The organism is Bacillus sp. NS1, assembly GCF_058248265.1.
Window position 1 is genome coordinate 988,377 of sequence record NZ_JBZAZF010000002.1, and the last position, 20,687, is coordinate 1,009,063.

Below are 20,687 nucleotides of genomic sequence, written 5' to 3' on the forward strand. Positions count from 1 at the left end.
CATATTTTTTATTTGCGATGCTGATTCGCGAGCTTCAAATGCTCCGCTAAAAATGCGACAAACACTTCATCCCGCACGAGCGATGCGGCATAATTTCTTTTAATAAACCATTCTGCTTCTTCAAATGCTGCGAATGTTTCATCCTGTGTTTCCCCGTTAATTTGGATATTCCACTCGTTGTCTAAAGGGAATAGGAAAAATCTCATTTGTGCGCGATTTTCATATAATGATCCGTTCGCCGATCCCTTTAGGTTATAGATATTACGGAAAGCATCTGGCCGGACAGGATCAATCCGAAATGCTTCAGCAACAAACAATTCATATACTTCGTCGGTTATTGAACAGCCGGATGCCTTTGCATGCCCTCCGCCTCCGTATCGACCGGCGACTTCTGACACATCGATGTAATCATGAATGGTGCGCAGGCTGACTCGTTTTGATCCCATGCTTAAAATCGCAATATAATCGAGGTGCGGATTTTCTTTACCGAGCCTGTTTCCCAGCTCTGAATGGTACGATTCTGCGTGTACAATGCCTACACAATGTTCGTGAACAAAGGTTTGCACCATTTCCCTTTTCTTTCTGCGGAGATAGCGCTCGATTTTTGCGTCTTCTAAATCAAGCAGTTTCTCTTCAAAATCATCAAAGAAAAATTCATCATGCGCAGAAAGACGCTGAATCATTTTTTCTTCAAATTCATCGATTGACAGCAGAAAGAAAAGATCATTAAGCCGCTTCGCCTGTTTTTGATCATACCGTTCCCATTCCCATGTATCATATTGACGGACGAGCTCTGTGAATTGATCTAATGCGTTTGTCGGTTTCATGAAGCCATTTTCAACGAGATAGCCATATAAAAGCGATGTCGCAGATGAGAGCCTTCCATCGTCGTATTCCACTTGGACAAATCCCCATTCATGCTCATTCAAATGAAGGGCTGTTTTATGATGGTCAATCAGCTTTACTTTTCCTCCCGCATGAACATACTCATTCAATCTCTCTTCGTTTGCTTCGTTAACGGCGAGATCGGTGATGAATAACGCGTCTTGTCTTTTGCTCTCCTTCGCTTTTTCTAAAAAGTACTGTACTTGAGCGTTTAAGCCGTTGACAGAGTTATACCGGACCTCAACATCTTTCCCGAATGCCAATTTTGCTACGATTCCGCATCCTACTCCGTCCAAGTCGTTATGTGAATATAAATGATACATAATGTAGGCCCCTTTTTATGATGAACTGACAATTGCCGCTAGAGGTGCGGCAGCCTTTATTTACTATTCTAAAAAACATAGCGTTTTATGCAAAGTTGATTAGTTTACATAATGTTATTATTGTAAATATATAAAAAGAGCGCTTTTTGCGCTCCCTAAGCCCTTGGCTTTTTTATACAGGATAAACCGGATGCTTTCGATTGGTAAATGTCATTTCCTTTGACATGTATGCTTTGAGCCGTTTGGCCAGCTCATCACGCAGCGAATTGGCCGGGATAACGGCATCAATGATCATTTCTGAAGCCAGACGGTATATATTGATGTCCTCCTTGTATTCTTCCCGTTTGCTGTTGATAAATTGCGCCCTCTCTTCTTTCGGCAGCTCGGCGATTTTTTTAGCAAAGACGGCGTTTACAGCTGCTTCAGGGCCCATGACGGCGATTTGGGCGGTTGGGAGCGCTAAGCAGCAATCCGGTTCAAATGCCGGCCCTGCCATTGCGTACAACCCTGCTCCGTATGCTTTTCGGACAATGACAGAGAGCTTTGGAACAGTTGCTTCCGACATTGCTGAAATCATTTTTGCACCGTGCCTGATAATCCCCGCTTGTTCTACCTTTGTGCCGATCATAAAGCCGGGGATATCTGCTAGGAACAGCAATGGGATATGAAACGCGTCACATAAGGTAATAAATTTAGCCGCTTTGTCTGCTGAATCGTGGAATAAGACGCCTCCTTTTACCTTTGGCTGATTAGCGATAATGCCGACGGGCTGTCCGTGAATTCGTGCGATTCCCGTCAATATTTCCGGTGCAAATAAGGCTTTAATCTCTAAAAATGAGCCTTCATCAATGACCCGCTCAATCAGCTCTTGCATATCAAAAGGCGCATTTTGGTTTTGCGGAATGACGTCGGCAAGCGGGATGTCGAATTGTTTTGGCGGGCGTTTCTCTTGCATAGGCGCTTTTTCTTGATAATTAGCCGGAAAGTACGATAAATAAGTCCGTGCCAGACGTATGGCTTCTTCTTCAGTTTCTGCAAGAATATCTCCGCAGCCGGAGATTGAGCAATGCATACGGGCCCCTCCCATTTCTTCGAGAGACACTTTTTCGCCAATGACCATTTCCGCCATCCGCGGCGAGCCTAAATACATAGAGGCGTTACCGTCCACCATGACGACAATGTCACAGAAGGCCGGGATATAAGCGCCCCCTGCCGCAGACGGTCCGAAAAGCAGACAGATTTGCGGAATGCGCCCCGATAATTTGACTTGATTGTAAAAAATTCTTCCCGCACCACGCCTCCCTGGAAACACATTGATTTGGTCGGTGATTCTGGCGCCAGCGGAATCAACTAAATAAAGGAGCGGGCAGTTTAATTTTTCGGCTGTTTCCTGTATTCTGATGATTTTTTCAACGGTTTTTGCACCCCACGACCCTGCTTTCACTGTTGAATCATTGGCCATGACGCAAACGGTTTTGCCGCCGATTTTGCCGATAGCAGTCACCACTCCATCAGCGGGAAGCCCGTCTGACATACATTCCGCAAAGAAAGCGTCTTCCAGCTCGATGTCATCGTCAAACAAACGAGCAAGCCGCTCTCTGACAAAGAGCTTGCCTTTTTCTTGGTTGCTCTGATGATACTTTTCCGCCCCGCCTTTTCGGATCCGTTCGGCCCGTTCTGTTCGTTCCTTTTCATAATCCATGATGAGCATAGCCTCCCTTTTATATTCCCTTGTATACGGCCCGTCTTTTTTCTTGAAACGCCTGAAGCCCTTCTCTCCTGTCTTTTGTCGAAATGGTATGTTCATATGCTTTTTGTTCAATCGCCAGACCTGTAGCGAGATCTGTCTCCAACCCTTTATTGATTGCGAATTTAGCCTGGCGGACAGCGATTGGCCCATTGACAGAAATGGCTGCGGCTAGTTCTTCTGCTTTTGGCATGAGGTCACAGGGAGCCGTGACATGCTCTACAAGGCCTATCACTTTTGCTTCGTGTGCAGTTACTCGCCTGCCTGTATAAATTAATTCTTTTGCTTTTCCTCTGCCAATCAGACGCGGCAGCCTTTGGGTTCCTCCGGCTCCTGGGATAATGGCTAACCCTGTTTCCGGAAGGCCCAGAACGGCAGAGTCAGCTGCGATTCGAAGGTCGCATGCCAATGCCAATTCAAGCCCGCCGCCTAATGCGCTTCCGTTTATCACAGCTATGACCGGCTGCGGCAAGGCTTCAAGTAAAGCCGCCGTTCTTTGAATGAGGGTTACACTTTCCAGAACCTGATCTTCTTTCAGTTTTATCCGTTCTTTCAGGTCTGCCCCCGCGCAAAACGCTTTTTCACCGGCGCCTGTGAGGATGACGCAGCGGATGTTAGAGTTGAATTCAATTTCCTGAAGAATCAATTGCAGGTTTCGAAGCATTTCCGCTGAAAGAGCATTTGCCGCCTGAGGCCTGTTTAAGGTGATCAACGCAATATGTTCATTTTGGACAGTAAAAAGAATTGATTCTCTCATGGTATTTGTCCTCTCTTTTATGAAGATGATTTAAATACCTGTAAATTTCGGCTTGGCAGCTGTTTGCCCATTTTTTCTTCTATCCATTTGGCTGCTGATAGCAGTTTATCGAGACTTACATTTGTTTTGATGTCCATCTGTTCAAGCATGTATACGATATCCTCAGTCGCGGCGTTTCCGGACGAACCCGGGGCATATGGGCAGCCCCCAAGCCCGCCTGCCGAGCCATCAAACACAGTGATGCCCATCTGGAGAGCTGTGACCATATTGGCCAGCGCTGTTCCTCTCGTATCATGAAAATGCAGGGCAATTTGATTGGCCGGGAATCGTGCCAAAAGAGCTTCTAGCACGGTTTCAACTTGGGCGGGATTTGCCGCTCCGATTGTATCTCCAAGCGACAGTTCAGAAATCCCGAATTCAAATAGAGCGTCAGAAAGGCGAATGACTTGTTCAATGGGGACATCTTTCTCGTACGGACAGCCGAAAACGGTTGAGAGGTAGGCTCTTGTTGAGAGGTTCGCTTTTTTTGCGTCATCGTTTACTTGTTTGAGGATATGAAGAGTTTCAGTAGTGGATTTGTTGATGTTTTTTCTATTGTGCGTCTCGCTGGCAGACATAAAAACGCAAGCCTCGTTAATGCCTCCTTCAAGCGCATTCTCCAGTCCCTTTTGATTCGGGACAAGTGCCGCGTACGTTACCCCTTTTACACGGTCGATGCCTTTTGCCACGTCTATAGCATCTCGAAGTGCCGGAATCCATTTCGGATGAACAAAGGATGTAATTTCAATATACGAAAGTCCTGTCCGGGAAAGCTGGTTGATCCAAGCGATTTTATCCTCTGTTTGTACCCATACGGACTCGTTTTGTAAGCCGTCACGCGGGCCGACTTCTTTGATTGTCACTTTTTTAGGATATGACATGGTCTTCCTCCAAATTATTGAGTGGGATCGCTCAGTTCAAGCAGCACGTCTCCTTCATTCACAAAATCGCCTTCATTTTTTTTGACTTCTTTAACTGTTCCGCTTCTGTCTGCAACGATCGGGATTTCCATTTTCATTGATTCCAAAATGGCAACTTCCTGGCCCTTTTCAATTTGATCGCCGGCTTTGACGTGCACTTTCCACAGGTTTCCCGCCATTTGTATGATAACCGTCATGATATCTGCCTCCTTTATAGGTGTTGTTTCAAAAAGTCAGTTGTGACATCTCCTTCTTTAAATGCTTTTGAAGCTGCAGCCTGTATGAGAAGCGGAAGATTTGTTTTGATTCCCTCTATTTGATAGTCGTGGAGCGCTGTCTCCAGTTTTTCAATGGCCTCCGCTCTGTTTTGGCCTTTGACAATCATTTTGGCAATCATCGGGTCATAAAAAGGAGTGACGGTGCTGTCTTTTGCTACTGCACATTCGTGTCTGACTCCTTTTTGGCCAGGGAGTGAAAACGCGGTGATCGTACCAGGTGACGGGTAGAAGGTCTTGGGATCTTCCGCGTATATTCGAACTTCTATCGCATGCCCGTTTCGTTTGATGTCTTGCTGGGAGAATGTGAGTGTATGGCCCGCAGCAATCCTCAGCTGCTGCTCTACTAAGTCCAGGCCTGTTATTTCTTCAGTCACGGGGTGTTCAACTTGCAATCTCGTATTCATTTCGAGGAAATAAAAGTTTTGATTCGGGTCAACTATAAATTCAATCGTTCCTGCGTTCGTATAGCCGATCGCTTTCGCTGCTTTTACGGCCGTTTGCCCGATCTTCATTCTTAGTTCATCGTTTAAAAATGGTGACGGCGCTTCTTCAATAACCTTTTGATGCCGCCTTTGAACAGAGCAATCGCGTTCAAACAGGTGTACTGTATGGCCATGCTGATCGGCTAAAAGTTGAACTTCGATGTGGCGGGCATGTTCAATGACCTTCTCCATATACATTGACCCATCACCGAAAAAATCTGCTGCGCGCTTTTTGTTTCCCTCGTACGCCTTTCTTAATGCTTCCTCGTTTTGAATAAGCTGCATGCCGATGCCTCCTCCGCCCGCTGAAGCTTTCAGCATGACAGGATAGCCGATTTGACTTGCAGTGCGGCAGGCAGCCTGAATGTCTCCGAGGGATTCAGAAACACCGGGAACTACAGGGACACCTGCCGCTTCCATTGCTTTACGAGCTTCAATTTTGCTGCCCATCTTTGCAATGATATCGGGTGCAGGACCGATAAACACGATGTTTTCTTGCTTGCAGCGTTCAGCGAATCGGCTGTTTTCTGATAATAACCCGTATCCCGGGTGGATGGCGTCAGCGTTTGCTTTTTTCGCCGTCTCTATGATTCTTTCTATATTTAAATAACTTTCACTGACTCTTGATTCCCCGATCAAATAAGCCTCTGTGGCCGCCTTTGTATGGGGAGCTTCTCTGTCTGCTTCTGAATAAACCGCGACCGTTTTGATGCCGAGACGGCTGCACGTTCGGATAATTCTCATTGCAATTTCTCCGCGATTGGCGATCAGTACTTTTGTAAACATGACTTCACCTCATTGACTTGATGATAAGTTGAACATTTCAATCGTTTTTTCACGCAGTTTATATTTTTGAATCTTGCCTGAAGCCGTCATCGGGTACTCGTCTGTAAAAATAACATAACGCGGAATTTTGTGGCGGGCGATTTTCCCTTTGCAATAGGCTTTAAGCTCTTCAGGTGAAGCGCTTTTTCCGTCTTTCAGCTTAATCCAGGCTGCGGCCTCCTCGCCGAATTTTGCGTCAGGCACACCAACGACCTGTACATCTAAAATATCAGGATGCCGGTATAAAAATTCTTCAATTTCCCGGGGATAAATGTTCTCGCCGCCTCTGATGAGCATATCTTTTAATCTTCCGGTGATGCGGCAGTACCCGTCTTTATCCATGACAGCAAGATCTCCGGTAAACAGCCATCCGTCGGCATTGATTGCTTTTTTGGTTGCTTCCTTGTTTTTATAATAGCCTTTCATGACGTGATAGCCGCGGGTGCACAGCTCTCCCTGCACGCCTCTTTGAACTTCTTGACATGTCCCGGGTTCTACAATTTTCACTTCTGCATGAGGCAGGGCGCGCCCGGTTGTTTCGACTCTTCTTATGAAGGAATCATGTGCCCTCGTTTGCGTAATGACCGGTGAAGCCTCAGTTTGTCCATAGGCGATCGTAATGTCTTTCATGCCCATCTTTTCAATAACAGCTTTCATCACTTCACTTGGACAGGGAGAGCCGGCCATGATGCCTGTTCGGAGCGTTGATAGATCATATGCATCAAAATCCGGATGATGCAGCTCGGCGATAAACATGGTCGGCACACCGTGAAGCGCTGTGCATTTCTCTTTTTCTACCGTTTTGAGGACGGTAACGGGATCAAATTCTTGTACAGGGATCATGGCTGCCCCAACGGAGACACACGCCAAAACCCCAAGCACGCATCCAAAGCAATGAAAAAACGGAACCGGGATGCACATGCGGTCTTGAGAGGTTAATGCCATACATTCAGCGATATTGACAGCGTTGTTGATGACATTAAAATGGGTCAGCATCACTCCTTTAGGAAACCCTGTCGTTCCTGATGTGTATTGCATGTTAATCACATCGTCTTTTTCAAGGCTGTTCATTCTTGCTTCCAACTCAGCATCCGTCACTGTTTTCGCCAGTATCTCTGTATCGTCCCAATGATACATGCCCGGCAAACGTTTATCGCCAATATAGAGCAGCGTTTTTAAAAAGGGATATCGTTCTGATTTCAGCTGGCCGGGCTCTGCTTCTTGCAGCTCTGGAATGAGGCTCTTCACGATGTCTGTATAAGAAGTGCCCCGGTATGAATCCATGACAATTAGAGCGGCAGCATCCGATTGCTTTAACAAGTAATCGAGCTCATGTGCTTGATAATTCGTATTGACGGTCACGAGCACGGCTCCGATTTTTGCGGTGGCGAACTGAACGGCAAGCCATTCGGGAATATTTGAAGCCCATATGGCTACGTGGTCTCCTTTTTCAATCCCCATCCGCATAAGTCCTTTAGCGGTTTGACGGCACAGACTGTCAAATTGGGCGTACGTATAGCGTATATTTCTGTCTGGATAGACAACCGCTTCTTGATCAGGATAGGTTTCAGCGGTTTGTTCCAGCAGTCTGCCGATTGTGGAATGGATGAGTTCAGCCATGAATTGTTCCTCCTTTCTAAGTAATCAGAAAGCGTTTACATTTCATTTCAAAAGCTGTCTGGCGATCACGATACGCTGAATTTCAGATGTGCCTTCACCTATTTCCATTAATTTTGCGTCCCGCAGCATCCTCTCTACCCCATATTCCTTCATGTAGCCTGAACCTCCATGAATTTGAATGGCTTGGTTGCAAGCTCTTGTCGCCATTTCAGATGCAAACAGCTTGGCATACGCCGCTTCTTTTGTGAACGGGCGGTTATGGTCTTTCAGCCAAGCGGCTTTTAACACCATTTGCCGTGCAAGGTCAATTTCCATCGCCATGTCAGCAAGCTTAAATTGGATGGCCTGAAAGGAAGAAATCGGCTGTCCGAACTGCTTCCGTTCTTTCGCATATGCCAATGATGCTTCAAGTGCTGCTTGGGCGATGCCGACTGCAAGAGCAGCGATTGAGATTCGTCCGCCGTCCAGCGTGTATAGAAACTGCTTAAACCCTTTTGTTGGATCGCCGAGTAAGTTGCCAGCAGGCACTCTCACATCCTCAAGCAAAATTTCCGCTGTATTTGAACCACGGACGCCCATTTTATCGTACGGACTCGTAATCGTAAGTCCAGGTGTGTCAGTTGGCACGATCAAGGCGGAAATGATGTTTTTTCCGTCTTTATTTTTGCCTGTTACTGCGGTTACAATCACCGTTCGTGCGTAGCTTGCATTCGTGATCCAGCACTTTTCGCCGTTGATTACATACTCGTCACCTTTTGTAATGGCTTTCGTTTGAGTGCCTCCTGCATCTGAGCCGGCATTTGGTTCCGTCAGGCCGAATGACCCAAGGGCTTTGCCCGAAGCCAGCGGAGTCAAATGCGCCCGTTTTTGTTCTTCTGTTCCGAAGTAATAAAGAGGACTTGCGCCGAGCGAGACTGCTGCAGCATAGCTTAATCCAGTACTGCCGCAGGCTTTGCCGATTTCTTCAACCGCTAAGGCATATGAAATCGTATCGCCGCCCGATCCGCCGTATTCTTCGGGAAATGGAATACCCATCAGCCCGAGCTCACCCATTTTTTTAAATGTTTGTATCGGGAACTCGCCCGTTTGATCTACATGTTCAGCGTGAGGAGCAATTTCTTTTTTCGCAAAATCCTTTACCATTTCACGAACCATTTGTTGTTCTTTTGTCAGATCAAAATTCACTTGATTTCCTCCTTCACATCTTTGTAACATCCTATTAGGCGAGTTCTGTAATCATTCCCTGACAAAAGAAGTCAGAAAATTAAAACTGGATCAGTTTTTATGTGAAAACATCAATGGGAGGAGCAAATACATGCTATAGGCGCATACCATCCATATGGCAAACGCAATGACCTGCCCCTTTGATAGTGCCGGGAAGATGATGGGATGATTCCAAAGGGAAGCTGTATCAATCAATAAACCGACCGCCGATCCCCATACGCCCAGCTTGATCACCGCGTATTGTGATCGATCGAGTTTATGATAGAGAAAGAACACAAGGCATAAAACGAGAGCAGTGCCCGCTTCCAGAAGAAGAAAGTTAAGCAAAAAAGGCTCTTCAGCCGGATCAGTTAACACAGCGTCTCCGAACAGAACAAAAAATAGTGTGGCACCGAACCAGATGAGAAATGAAAACGTAAGGACCAGACCTAATTTTTGAGTGAACATGGTTGATCTCCTTTCGTGTTACCTCATTTTTTCAGTCAGCTTCACCAAGATCCATTCGAGCTCTTGATAAACACCTTCTAGTGGAAAATCATCGAAAACGAGAGACTGTATGGCAAGCCCGTCAATTATAGCATTCAGCATCGTTCCCCAGGTTGTTAAGGAAACGCCATCAATTGGAGATTTGCCCCACAATTGAGTGAGCTCTTCTGTCAGACATTGATTTTCAGATTGTAGCAGATGACTTAGCTGCTCTTTGATTTGTTCATTTTGAAAGCTTGATACGACAAGTGATAAACATAACCGGTGATAATCAGCATTTTCTTTTGTTCGTGATTTTGCTGACAGCCATGCTTCTCTCAGCTTTTCGCTTGACGGGAGCCGGCTGTTCTTTACGTTCGCCCAAGAACTGCCGCATACGTGGCGAACGACCTCCATCATGAGATTTTCTTTTGTGCGGAAATGGTAATAAACCGTTCCTTGAGTGACATTGGCTTGTTTCGCAACTGATTGTAACGTTAGTTTTTCTAAACCGTTTTCTGAGATACATGTTTTGGCAGATTGAATGAGTGCTTCCTTGGAGATGACATTTGGTTTTGCCATGGTGCTCCTCCCTATAAGTTAGTTAGTTCAATAACTGACTTTTTAAATTTTCTATTCAGGGGGTTTTACTGAAAAAGAAATGACTTATACGTATTCGTTCTTAAGAATGCCGTATATTTCTAAATCGACAACTCCTTTACCGGACCAATAGGAAGCTTGTCTGACTAATCCTTCTTTCATAAAATTGTTTTTTATGAGGACGTTTTTTGAAGCCCTGTTAGCTGGCATGACTTCAGCTTGAATTCTATTTACATTGACTTTCTCAAATAAAAATGAGGCAAGCATGCGGACGGATTCAGTGGCAAAACCTTTCCCCCAGTATTCTTCAGCTAAGTAGTATCCAATTGATACCATGTCTATTTTTTGGTTAAAATCCATCGCTTCAATGATTCCAACCAATGTATTCTCTTGACTCTTTAGAAAAATTCCCCACTTAATTCTGCTTTTTTTGTTGTAATCTCTATCAAAATGGCTAATCATTTTCTCTACTGTTTTTATGTTATGTTTCGGAATGATGCCGCAGTATTCAAATACTTTGTCATTATCGTAGATTGAAAATACATCCTGTACGTGCACCTCTTTGATTTTACTTAGTACGAGATTCTCAGATTCCAATACTGGGAAATGTCCAAAAACCGCTTCCAAATTCATATGAGTCTCTCCCTTTGTTCTTTTCTCTAACAATTCAGCGGTTCACCAAAAGTATCCTTCCTCCTAAAATAACTCTTGTGAAAAAAGACGACTTAGAAAGCCGTCCTTCTCATTTCTCATTTTGCCTTTCGTTTGGAAGCCTTGCTTTCGTTATGGAGCCGGTCTGCTGAAGTGACATAATACGTATACTTCTTGTTTTGGTCTGCCGTTTCATCTAAGAAGGTTTGCTGTCCATTTGTTTTTCTTGCGGTTCCCAGCAATGTTTTGTGCTTTTTCCCTTCGGCTCTATATATCGCATAATAGGCTGTTTCTTTCATTTTTTGATTTGATGGGTGGTCTTGTATGTGCAGAAGATTGCCGTTTTTGTCTTCGGTGACCTTCATAAGCTTCGGTTTTTTTGGTGCGGTACTGTCAAGCCATGGCATTTGCGGAACCAATGCTGGTTTGCTGTAAAGCTCGGTGACAAGCCTGTCTTTGATTCCAAGTGGATTTTTGTTGAGGTCTTTGAGGCTGAAATGCATGCTTCCTTTCACAAGCTCAAGCTGACGGTTCAAGGTGATTTGTCTCACATACTCTTCGGGGTCAGACCATGGCGGATCAAAGTTGTTATTGATTTTATAGGCTGCCTGGCCAATATATAAATGAACAGGTCTATTTTTCACTTCATTGCTCCACCAATCAGCCAGCACATCGTAAGCTGCTGCGTTGAAGCCGATGCTCCAATAGATTTGCGGGGCAATATAATCGATGTCGCCTTCTTGGATCCAATGTCTCGTATCTGCATAAAGGTCGTCATAGTTCCTGACGCCTGCTTTGGTATTCGATCCGGTTGGGTCGTCTGCCGCGTTTCTCCATACTCCAAAGGGACTGATGCCGAATTTGACGTATGGCTTTGCAGATTTAATTGTTTGGTTGATTTGTTTGACAAGCTGGTTCACGTTATTCCTCCGCCAGTCATCAATATTGGAAAAAGCCCCTTTTCCGTATTGTTCATACTGTGCTTGATCAGGAAATTCCTGTCCCGCTATTTTATAAGGGTAGAAATAATCATCCATATGAACGGCATCGATATCATAATGTTTCACCACTTCTTCAATACCTTTGACGATAAAATCTCTCGCCTCAGGAATGCCCGGATGATAATAAAGCTGGTTTCCATAAGCGGCAACCCAGTTTGGATGCTTTCGTGCCGGGTGATCCTCAGACAATTTATTAAGGTCCGTATGATTCATTGAAATGCGGTAAGGATTAAACCATGCGTGAAATTCCAAATTTCGTTTATGGGTTTCTTCAATCATAAATGCAAGCGGATCATAGCCCGGGTCTTTCCCTTGGACACCGGTTAAGTATTCAGACCACGGTCCATAAGCTGACGGATAAAAAGCATCTGCCGTCGGTTTAATCTGAACAATAACGGCATTCATCCCCATTTTTTGTACATCGTCCAGCAGTTTGATATACTCCTGCTTTTGCTCTGCCACTGATAACCCTTTTTTTGACGGCCAATCAATGTTTAATACGGAAGCTATCCATACGGCTCTCAGTTCCCTGTCCGGCTGCGCATTGGCCATAAATGGAACGGAGATGACAAACGTTCCGATGATCAAGCTGACAAGGAAACGGACAATCGACTTTTGACAAACCTTCATTCTGTTTCTTCTCCCCCATTACATCACTTTCACTATTCGCTATTACGGTATTCCCGGGCTGTAAAAGGGTGCTTAATCGGATTGAAGAAATCAGGATTTATGTCTATGTCACCAGATAAATGAAAAAAGTCCTGAAGCATTTTGTTCCGCTGCTTTAGGACTCTTTATCATCTATCATGGTTTGCAGGCTCTTTAACACATCAATGAGTTTTACGCCGACACCGACAGCTGTTTCAAGAATCGCCTGTGCTCCTGCGATGGCTAAAATAAAGATCACTGGAATTGCAATACGAGGCAAAAAGAGATATCCCAGTCCAATCAAGATGGCGCACCAAACGCCGGCACACCAGTAGCAATTGAGCATGTATCCAAAGTTAGAAGCCGGCACACTTTTTTCATCTACATGCCCGTTTTGATCAACGATCCTTTTCTTTTTCATAAAAGGTTTTCGGATAAATTCCGTGATTTTGTCGAATACAATCAAATGTGTCAGCCTGTAACTGGCTAGAATCAACATGATAAAAGTAAGCAAAGAAAGACGATCCATGACAAGCCTCCAAGAAAAAGGATGATGTTATCATTCCCAAGTGTCTTCTATCCATTCTTAATACAAAAAGAAAGAAGGACAGAGAATGGCCTCTGTCCGCTAATTCGCTTATCGTTTTTGCAGTATTTCGTTATTTAAAGTGATTTTGTCTAAAATGTCGAGAATGATGTCAGCGTTTTTTTCAGCATATGCGCCTTCCAGCATGTCTTTATGAGCGCCAAAACCCGTGTACTCCCTGTAGTTTTCGCAGGCACCTTCCCATTTCGTTAGGCCGGTATGTTCATTGGTTTCGGTTTGAATTCCCGCATCAATGAAATGAATGTTTGCTTTGACGTGCCCTTCATTCAGCAATTGTGCCCAATATTCCTGATAGTTTCTTTTTTTCTTCATCACCTTTTCTCTGACCGCTTCAGGCAGGTATGCTGCAGATTCGTCATTCTCGGTATCAATAGGCAGAGGCTGTTCTTTTAGATAAGCGTCCACGATAATGAAGTCACTGACTTCCAATCCTTTGCGCTCCATAAACTGTGCCACTTCAAAAGCTAGGTTTCCGCCTGCAGAGTAGCCTAATAAAACGTATGGGCCTTCAGGCTGTATGTCCGTGATGCAATTAACATATTGTTCAATGCGGTTGTCATGTTCAATAAAGTGAAATCCATAGACGGCTGCCTTATCATTCAGCAATAAAGCTAGGTCTTTGAAATAAATGCCAAATCCTGATATCGGCGGGAAGCAGAAAAGGTTTTGCGCGCCGTGCTGGTTCAGTTTGATCACATGCTGTTCATCTGCCGCTGTCAGCTGTTTGGAATAAAGTTTTTCGGCAAGCTGAGCGATTGTCGGATGTTCGAACAAGAAATCAATCGGTATGTCAATTTGCTGCTGGTGCTTCAGTGTGTGTATGACCTGCAGCGCTTTTAGTGAATGTCCGCCAAGAGCAAAGAAGTCATCATCAATACTGATTGTGCTGACACCGAGGACATTCTTCCAAATGTTTGCCAATTCTTCTTCTACCAAGTTTCTTGGCAATGTGATGTCCTGTCGTTTGTCATTCTTATTTTCTGGAAAAGGCAGCGCGCTGCGGTCTATTTTTCCGTTTCCGGTAAGCGGCATCCGGTCCACACGCACCCAGTGCTGCGGGATCATATAGTCTGGGAGCACACGCGCCAAATCGGCGCGGATTTCCTTTTCAGTTCTTTTGTCATCGCCAACGTAATGAGTATACAGCTGCGCCTCTCCATCTTTTTCTCTAAATGTCACTGCCGCTTCCTGAACGCCTTCCATTTCTAAAAGGCGAGCTTCAATTTCGGCGGGCTCAATTCGTTTTCCACGGATTTTAATCTGCCTGTCAATCCTGCTGATGTATTCTAAGTTTCCATCAGGCAGCCAGCGCGCCAAATCACCAGTACGGTATATTCTTTCTCCAGACAAGAAAGGATGGGGAGAAAAAACAGCATTTGTCAAGTCATCTCTGTTCAAATAGCCTTTTGCGACCCCATCGCCGCCGACACAAAGCTCGCCGGGAACGCCTATTGGCAAAAGACGCCCTTTTGCATCTAAGATGAAAGCGGTGCTATTGCTGATTGGTTTTCCGATCGGAATCGGTCCCGCATAGTCTCTTTTAATCTCAAAAAAGGTTGAAAATGTCGTGTTTTCCGTAGGCCCGTAAATATTATGAAGTGCCAGATCTGGACAGGCGTGTCTGACAGCATTCATAAGGGCAGGCGAGAGTGCTTCTCCGCCGACATATAACGTATGGAGCCCGCGGAACATGTCTGCTTGAGCCTGAGCCAGCTGATTAAAAAGAGCCGTTGTTAAAAATAGTACTGTGATGTCATTTTCAAGCAAATACGTCCCAAACCGATCAGGTGACAGCATTGTCGATTTATCAATGATATGAAGGCTTGCCCCATTTAAAAGCGCCCCGAACATTTCAAAGGTGACGGCGTCAAAGCTGATAGATCCAGTCAGAATAAACCGATCATTAATGGACGCAGACGTGTAATTGCTATTGCTGACAAGGGACACGACATTGCGATTCGTGATCATGACGCCTTTCGGCCGGCCTGTTGATCCTGAGGTATACATGATGTATGCAAGATCATCCGGGCTGGAGACGATGTTGATAGGGATATGGCTTTCTTCCATCAATGTCTGTGCATCTGAAGTAATACATGTTCCTGAGAACGCAGCGTTTTGCTCCAGCCCCTTTTGAACAATCAGCATTTTTGCCTGCGTTTCCTCGAGCATAAAGCTGACCCGTTCAGGCGGAAGCTCAGCATCAAGCGGGAGGTATGCTCCCCCTGCTTTTAAAACAGCAAGCACACTGATAATAAATTCAGGAGAATGAGCAGCCAATATTCCTGCTGTCTCGTTTTTCCGAAACCCATTTTGATATAACTCTCTGGCGAGTGAATTAGAGCGTTTATCAAGCTCTTCATACGAAAAAGACATATTATCATACACAATTGCGGTATAGTCTGGCGTCTTTTCTGTTTGTTCACGAAATAAATCTATAATTGTATGATTCTTTGGATACTCTGTTTTTGTATTGTTGAACTGGGTGACAATCTGCTCTTTTTCTGTTTCATCAAGAACAGAAAAATCAGCAATGGGAATATCAGGGTGATATGCCGCTGTGCTTAGTGCTTGCGTAAATTGCCTCTTGATACAGCTAATCCATGCAGTATCGTAAACGAACGAATTATAGCTGAACTTGATAACAAGTTCTTCCCCGGGAGCAACGACAAGGTTAAAGTTATATCCTGATTGCTCGGATACCGTAACTTGATCGATTTGCAATGGTGAATCGGCGCGATCAGCTGAATCGGCGATTTTCTGCTGTAACGGATAGTTTTCAAATACAATAATGTGATCAATCAGTTCCTGTTTTAAAGCGGTGTTTGCCTGGATATCAAATAAAGGCTGGCAGGTGAACGGCTCAGCTTCCAGCATATCTTTCTGGCAGCGTTTGAGCAGCTCTTGAAACGTTTCGTCTTGATGTGTTTTAATCCGAACCGGAATGGTATTGATAAACAACCCTATCATTTGCTCCACGCCCGGAATTTCTGATGGTCTGCCTGATACAACTGCGCCAAATACAACGTCGTCTGTGCGGTTATATTGCTGCAGCATCACGCCCCAGACTGCCTGGATAAGGGTGGCAAGCGTGACGCCGTGTTGTTTGGCAGTCTCTTTCAGCTTGTCTGTCAGTGGTTTATTTAATGAAAATATCAAATCTTCACGGTGATAACCTTCTTTTTTTTCTTCATCAGACACACGAGGCAGAGGTGATGGAGTGCTGCAGTTTTTTAAATACGAACCCCAGTACTCCGCAGCTGTTTCTTTGTCTCGGTTTGTCAGCCAGGAAATATAGGTGCTGTAAGGACGGACAGGGTCCAAAGAAAGTGGTTTTCCTGCATGGATAGATTGATAAATTTGCATAAATTCCTGCAGAACGATGCCGAGGCACCAGCCGTCCATTAAAATGTGATGATGACTCCAGATACAGACATGCTCATCTTCAGCTGTTTTGAATAGAGAAATCCGCATCAGCATGTCTTTTTGTAAATCAAAGCCTTTCTGCTTGTCCTTCTCCTTAAAGCAATCAATAAACTCATTCTGGTCGTTTATTTGCAGATGGGAAATGTCTTCGCTGTACAAATGGAATTCGCGTTCTGTCATTACGACTTGCCGAGGTCCCGACAAATGCGGGACGTGCGGCAAAAATACGGTTCTGAAAATATCATGGCGGTCGATGATGGCTTGAATACTGCGCTGAAACCAGTCATAGCTTAGGCTTCCTTTGATGGTGAAGAGCGACTGCTCAACATACGCCCCCTCCTCTTTACGAAGGAAGGAATGAAACAGCATTCCCTCCTGCATATGACTCAGAGGATAAATGTTCTTGATTTTTTTGATGTTATCCATAGTGTCTGCACCTTTCTTCACGGATTCATTAGTGAAAACTGAGCATATCAGCAATCTCTTGCAGCGCGTCCTCGGTCAGTTCTTGATCATCAAAATCGCTAATCGTCTTTTCAGTTTCTCTTTTGTTCTGGCAGTGTTCGATCAGCTGTAATAAAAATTGACGGCAATACCCGCTAAGCTGTTCCATCGTTTTGCGCTGAAAGCGGGTATTGTCATAAGTCATGTTGACAGCCATTTTTCCTTCTGCGGCGATTGCGCTGATATCCAGCGACTGTTCACGATTCCATGTTGCGCTGATATCATCCCCGGCACCCAGCGGAGAGAAAGAGAAGGCGTCCTCCTCAGGTACTTCAGCTGTGCTGCCGCTTTCAAACTGACCCAGATAATTGAAGCTGATTTCTGGCGAACCTGTGAAATCGATGTCTTTTTTGCCAGGCGGAGTCAAATATTTGATGACACCGTAGCCGAATCCTTTGTCCGGTACGCGTCTCAGTGTATCTTTTGTTGTTTTTAGTACATGAACCATGTATTCTTCCGGATCAGGAAGGTCTGAGTTCAGTTTAACCAATAATGGATAAATGGCGGTAAACCATCCAACCGTACGGCTCACATCTATTCCGTCTAATACATCCTCTCGCCCGTGGCTCTCTAATGATAGTTTGAAGGCGGATTGATTGGTCCAATGGCGCAGCGCAAGAATAACAGAAGCAAGCAGCATATCCTGAGTATCTGTTTTATATGCGCTGTTGGCATCTTTTAAGAGCGCAGCTGTTTCTTTATCGTTTAAGGTAAACGAAATCGTGGAACGTTTACTCTCGTTTGCTATGGTTCCGTCGATTTGATCAAAAGGCAGTGCTTCTGTTTCAAATTCCTCGGTTTCACGCCAATACTTGAACTGTTTCATAAGCTGCTGGCTTCCGGCGTAGTCAGAGAGCTTTTTCGCGTACATTTTGAATGAGCTTGTTTTAGGCGGAAGCTGGATATCTTCCCCGCTTGCAGCTTGGCGATAGCCTAAAGCCAAATCCTCAAGCAGAACTCGCCACGAGATGCCGTCAACGACGAAGTGATGAGCAGATAAAAATAAGAAATCACCGTCAGTTGTGCGGAAAAGACCGGCTTGCAGCAGCGGGCCATTCTTCAGGTCCATTTTCTGCTGAATATCACGTACATGGCGTTTGATAAGAGGCTCATACGATCTATTCTCGTCAGTGCAGTCTGGATTTTGTAAATCAACAATGTGAAGGCCATACAGCGCATCGTCCGAAGGACTGAGCGGCCGATTATATTGACTCCACTTTCCATGTTCATTCTGTGTAAACACCATCCGCAGCGCATCATGATGACACGTTATTGCTTTTAAAGTTTTGCGAAGTGCGTCTTCTTGTACAGAGGTGCTTCGATGCAGCATAACGGACTGATTAAAATGGTGTCTTTCTTTTATATCTTGAGAAAGAAACCATTTCTGAACAGGTGACCATTGTACGTCTCCCTCAACCGGAGCTTGGCTGGAACTTGTATCTGAATCACGGATATAAGCTGCCAATTCTTGAATAGTCGGATGGCTAAACAAATCTTTCACTGCCATTTGTTTTCCTATCCGGTGAAGCCGTGCGGAAACCTGTAACGCTTTGATCGAATCTCCTCCAAGCTCAAAGAATGAATCAGCTGTTCCGATTTTTTCTGCCCCCAGTACTTCCTTCCATATATCTGCCAGTATTTGTTCCATCTTGCTGGCAGGTGTGCGGAATGGACGTTCAGTTTCACCCTTGAATACAGGTTTTGGAAGTGCTCTGCGATCCAGTTTACCGTTTGGTGACAATGGAAGTGAGCCCAGTTTTTCAATAAACGCAGGAATCATGAACACCGGCAGCTTGTTTTGTAATTCTAAGCGTATCGTATCTGTGCTCAATTCTGGTTCGGTCACAACATAAGCACTTAATTCAGTTTGTCCTGATGCTGTTACATGAGCGAGTACGGTGGCGTCTTTTACACCGTTTATACAACGGATGACCGATTCAATTTCTTTTGTTTCTACACGATAGCCTCTGATTTTGACTTGTTCATCAATTCTACCCAGATACTCGAGTGTTCCGTCGGCCATCCATCTGGCGGCGTCTCCTGTTCGGTACATTCGCATTTCAGGTTTGTATGGGTTCTGGATGAATGCTCTCTCTGTCAGCTCCGGAAGGTTGATATACCCTCTTGCAAGCCCCGTTCCTGCTATACAAAGCTCTCCCGCAACACCAATTGGCTGAAGCTGATGATTGCCATTTAAAATAAGCACTTGGGTCCCGTCAATCGGCTGGCCGATGCTTACGTATTTCTGCTTTTCCATATGTCTCATGACGGTAGTGGCCACACTGTTTTCTGTCGGTCCATATTCGTTGGCGAGTTCGGTGTGCGGACATATGGCCAGGCTACGGTTTATCAATTCGCGGTCAGCTGCTTCTCCCGCCAGAGTGACGATTCTAAGCGTCTTTACATCTTCCGGCTGCAATACATCCAAAAGCGCTCGATATAAAACAGGCACAATAATCATATGTGTAATCCGTTGAGGAGACAGCTGATGCTTGATGGCCAGAATGTCCTTCGCTTCCTCTTCCTTAAGCAGAACTGCTTTTGCACCTGATAAAAGCGGTGTGAACATACTTGTTAAAAAGCCGTCAAATGAGAAAGAAAAGAGCTGCAGTATGGCGTCTGTCTCGTTGAAAGCATAAGCGTTACGCCGCCACTGAAGAGTGTTGGCAATGCTTTTATGCTCGACCATCACCCCTTTTGGACGGCCCGTCGTTCCTGACGTATAAATGATATAAGCCATATGATGGGCATACGACACTTTCGGCAGCGGCGATTTGTCGTATGCCTCCGCGCTCTCTATCGTCAAGATCTCTCCTTCAAAATCAGCAAGCTCTCCCCAATCCGTTTCATTTATTGTCATCAGCAGTTTCGTTCCGCTGTCGCTGAGGATATAGCGTTTCCGTTCCGCCGGGTATTCCGGATCAATGGGAACGTAACAGCCTCCTGCTTTCCAAACACCAAGTACGGCCGCTATCATGCTGAACGAACGAGGCATCATGATGCCTACTGGTGTGTCCGGTTTAACACCTCGGCTGCGCAATATACGAGCGATTCCATTGGACCACTCGTCCAACTCTTGATATGTCAGTGTTTTGTCTCCGCTGACAAGTGCAGAAGCTTTTGGTGTTCGTGCAGCTTGCTGCTCAAACAAACGGTCAATTGTTTGTTCTTCGTATTGATTCGCTTGCCCGGTGTTAAACTCATTGAGCAACTGATTCCGCTCTTCTTGAGTCAAAATGTCGATATGGTTGAGTGTTACCTCAGGGTTTTTAACGATGATGTTAAGTACATTAGTCAAATGCGATGCCCAGCGTTCTATAGTTGTTTTTTCAAACAGTGCGGTTGAATATTCAAAATGGAAATGAATGTTCCCGTCACCCTCAGATGCTTGTAATGTCAAATCGAATTTAGAAACGAGATGAGAAACTTGTGACGGCTTCATTTGCAAATCATGCAGATGCAATGGTTGGTGATCATTATTTTGAACGACTAACATGGCATCAAACAGCGGGTTTCTGCTCATATCCCTCGTCACCCCGAGCTTATCGACGAGCTCTTCGAACGGATAATCCTGATGCTCATACGCTTCCAATGCTGTCTCGCGCACTTCCTGCAAATGCTGCACAAACGGCTTCCCGCCCTCCGGGCGTGTCCGAAGCGCCAGCGTGTTCACAAACATGCCGAGTAT

The 20,687-nt window shown here is 45.1% G+C and carries 15 protein-coding genes; all 15 read right to left on the bottom strand.

The genetic code is table 11. The annotated features are described in order from the left end of the window. Nucleotides 1–8: 8 nt before the first annotated feature. The gene (nrnB, locus tag AC4CV5_RS10365; protein WP_166852431.1) at nucleotides 9–1,208 is read right to left on the bottom strand and encodes an oligoribonuclease NrnB; all 1,200 of its coding nucleotides are present in this window, start codon (nucleotides 1,206–1,208) and stop codon (nucleotides 9–11) included. A 172-nt stretch (nucleotides 1,209–1,380) separates the two neighbouring features. Beyond that, nucleotides 1,381–2,910, bottom strand: coding sequence for an acyl-CoA carboxylase subunit beta (locus AC4CV5_RS10370; RefSeq protein ID WP_490922686.1), 1,530 nt, complete (start codon nucleotides 2,908–2,910; stop codon nucleotides 1,381–1,383). A gap of 19 nt (nucleotides 2,911–2,929) precedes the next feature. Further along, on the bottom strand, nucleotides 2,930–3,712 hold the full coding sequence (locus tag AC4CV5_RS10375) for an enoyl-CoA hydratase (protein ID WP_490922687.1): 783 nt from the start codon (nucleotides 3,710–3,712) through the stop codon (nucleotides 2,930–2,932). 17 nt (nucleotides 3,713–3,729) lie between these two features. Beyond that, nucleotides 3,730–4,632 (bottom strand): hydroxymethylglutaryl-CoA lyase, encoded by a 903-nt coding sequence (gene ldeG, locus AC4CV5_RS10380; protein WP_490922689.1) that lies wholly within the window; start codon nucleotides 4,630–4,632, stop codon nucleotides 3,730–3,732. A gap of 14 nt (nucleotides 4,633–4,646) precedes the next feature. Beyond that, complete coding sequence (locus tag AC4CV5_RS10385) at nucleotides 4,647–4,868, bottom strand: acetyl-CoA carboxylase biotin carboxyl carrier protein subunit (RefSeq protein ID WP_166852419.1); 222 nt, start codon at nucleotides 4,866–4,868, stop codon at nucleotides 4,647–4,649. 14 nt (nucleotides 4,869–4,882) lie between these two features. Then, nucleotides 4,883–6,217 carry an acetyl-CoA carboxylase biotin carboxylase subunit gene (locus AC4CV5_RS10390; protein WP_490922691.1) on the bottom strand — a complete coding sequence of 445 codons (1,335 nt, stop codon included), beginning with the start codon at nucleotides 6,215–6,217 and terminating at the stop codon, nucleotides 4,883–4,885. A 9-nt stretch (nucleotides 6,218–6,226) separates the two neighbouring features. Further along, complete coding sequence (locus AC4CV5_RS10395) at nucleotides 6,227–7,876, bottom strand: AMP-binding protein (RefSeq protein WP_490922693.1); 1,650 nt, start codon at nucleotides 7,874–7,876, stop codon at nucleotides 6,227–6,229. Nucleotides 7,877–7,918: 42 nt separating this feature from the next. Continuing rightward, the gene (locus tag AC4CV5_RS10400; RefSeq protein WP_222142922.1) at nucleotides 7,919–9,061 is read right to left on the bottom strand and encodes an acyl-CoA dehydrogenase family protein; all 1,143 of its coding nucleotides are present in this window, start codon (nucleotides 9,059–9,061) and stop codon (nucleotides 7,919–7,921) included. 90 nt (nucleotides 9,062–9,151) lie between these two features. Then, nucleotides 9,152–9,457 carry a DUF5367 family protein gene (locus AC4CV5_RS10405; protein ID WP_222142950.1) on the bottom strand — a complete coding sequence of 102 codons (306 nt, stop codon included), beginning with the start codon at nucleotides 9,455–9,457 and terminating at the stop codon, nucleotides 9,152–9,154. 108 nt (nucleotides 9,458–9,565) lie between these two features. Beyond that, nucleotides 9,566–10,147, bottom strand: coding sequence for a TetR/AcrR family transcriptional regulator (locus tag AC4CV5_RS10410; RefSeq protein ID WP_166852407.1), 582 nt, complete (start codon nucleotides 10,145–10,147; stop codon nucleotides 9,566–9,568). 84 nt (nucleotides 10,148–10,231) lie between these two features. Continuing rightward, nucleotides 10,232–10,798 (bottom strand): GNAT family N-acetyltransferase, encoded by a 567-nt coding sequence (locus AC4CV5_RS10415; RefSeq protein WP_248602729.1) that lies wholly within the window; start codon nucleotides 10,796–10,798, stop codon nucleotides 10,232–10,234. A 116-nt stretch (nucleotides 10,799–10,914) separates the two neighbouring features. Then, the gene (locus AC4CV5_RS10420; RefSeq protein WP_222142924.1) at nucleotides 10,915–12,447 is read right to left on the bottom strand and encodes a glycoside hydrolase family 10-like protein; all 1,533 of its coding nucleotides are present in this window, start codon (nucleotides 12,445–12,447) and stop codon (nucleotides 10,915–10,917) included. A 154-nt stretch (nucleotides 12,448–12,601) separates the two neighbouring features. After that, complete coding sequence (locus AC4CV5_RS10425) at nucleotides 12,602–12,994, bottom strand: DUF1360 domain-containing protein (protein WP_166852398.1); 393 nt, start codon at nucleotides 12,992–12,994, stop codon at nucleotides 12,602–12,604. 108 nt (nucleotides 12,995–13,102) lie between these two features. After that, on the bottom strand, nucleotides 13,103–16,942 hold the full coding sequence (locus AC4CV5_RS10430) for a non-ribosomal peptide synthetase (RefSeq protein WP_490922713.1): 3,840 nt from the start codon (nucleotides 16,940–16,942) through the stop codon (nucleotides 13,103–13,105). A 7-nt stretch (nucleotides 16,943–16,949) separates the two neighbouring features. Beyond that, on the bottom strand, nucleotides 16,950–20,687 hold a 3,738-nt coding region (locus AC4CV5_RS10435), incomplete at its 5' end, for an amino acid adenylation domain-containing protein (protein ID WP_490922696.1).

Coding starts and splice junctions, on each gene's coding strand:
- nrnB (WP_166852431.1), bottom strand. CDS start 1,208: ATGTATCATTTATATTCACATAACGACTTGGACGGAGTAGGATGCGGA.
- AC4CV5_RS10370 (WP_490922686.1), bottom strand. CDS start 2,910: ATGGATTATGAAAAGGAACGAACAGAACGGGCCGAACGGATCCGAAAA.
- AC4CV5_RS10375 (WP_490922687.1), bottom strand. CDS start 3,712: ATGAGAGAATCAATTCTTTTTACTGTCCAAAATGAACATATTGCGTTG.
- ldeG (WP_490922689.1), bottom strand. CDS start 4,632: ATGTCATATCCTAAAAAAGTGACAATCAAAGAAGTCGGCCCGCGTGAC.
- AC4CV5_RS10385 (WP_166852419.1), bottom strand. CDS start 4,868: ATGACGGTTATCATACAAATGGCGGGAAACCTGTGGAAAGTGCACGTC.
- AC4CV5_RS10390 (WP_490922691.1), bottom strand. CDS start 6,217: ATGTTTACAAAAGTACTGATCGCCAATCGCGGAGAAATTGCAATGAGA.
- AC4CV5_RS10395 (WP_490922693.1), bottom strand. CDS start 7,876: ATGGCTGAACTCATCCATTCCACAATCGGCAGACTGCTGGAACAAACC.
- AC4CV5_RS10410 (WP_166852407.1), bottom strand. CDS start 10,147: ATGGCAAAACCAAATGTCATCTCCAAGGAAGCACTCATTCAATCTGCC.
- AC4CV5_RS10415 (WP_248602729.1), bottom strand. CDS start 10,798: ATGAATTTGGAAGCGGTTTTTGGACATTTCCCAGTATTGGAATCTGAG.
- AC4CV5_RS10420 (WP_222142924.1), bottom strand. CDS start 12,447: ATGAAGGTTTGTCAAAAGTCGATTGTCCGTTTCCTTGTCAGCTTGATC.
- AC4CV5_RS10425 (WP_166852398.1), bottom strand. CDS start 12,994: ATGGATCGTCTTTCTTTGCTTACTTTTATCATGTTGATTCTAGCCAGT.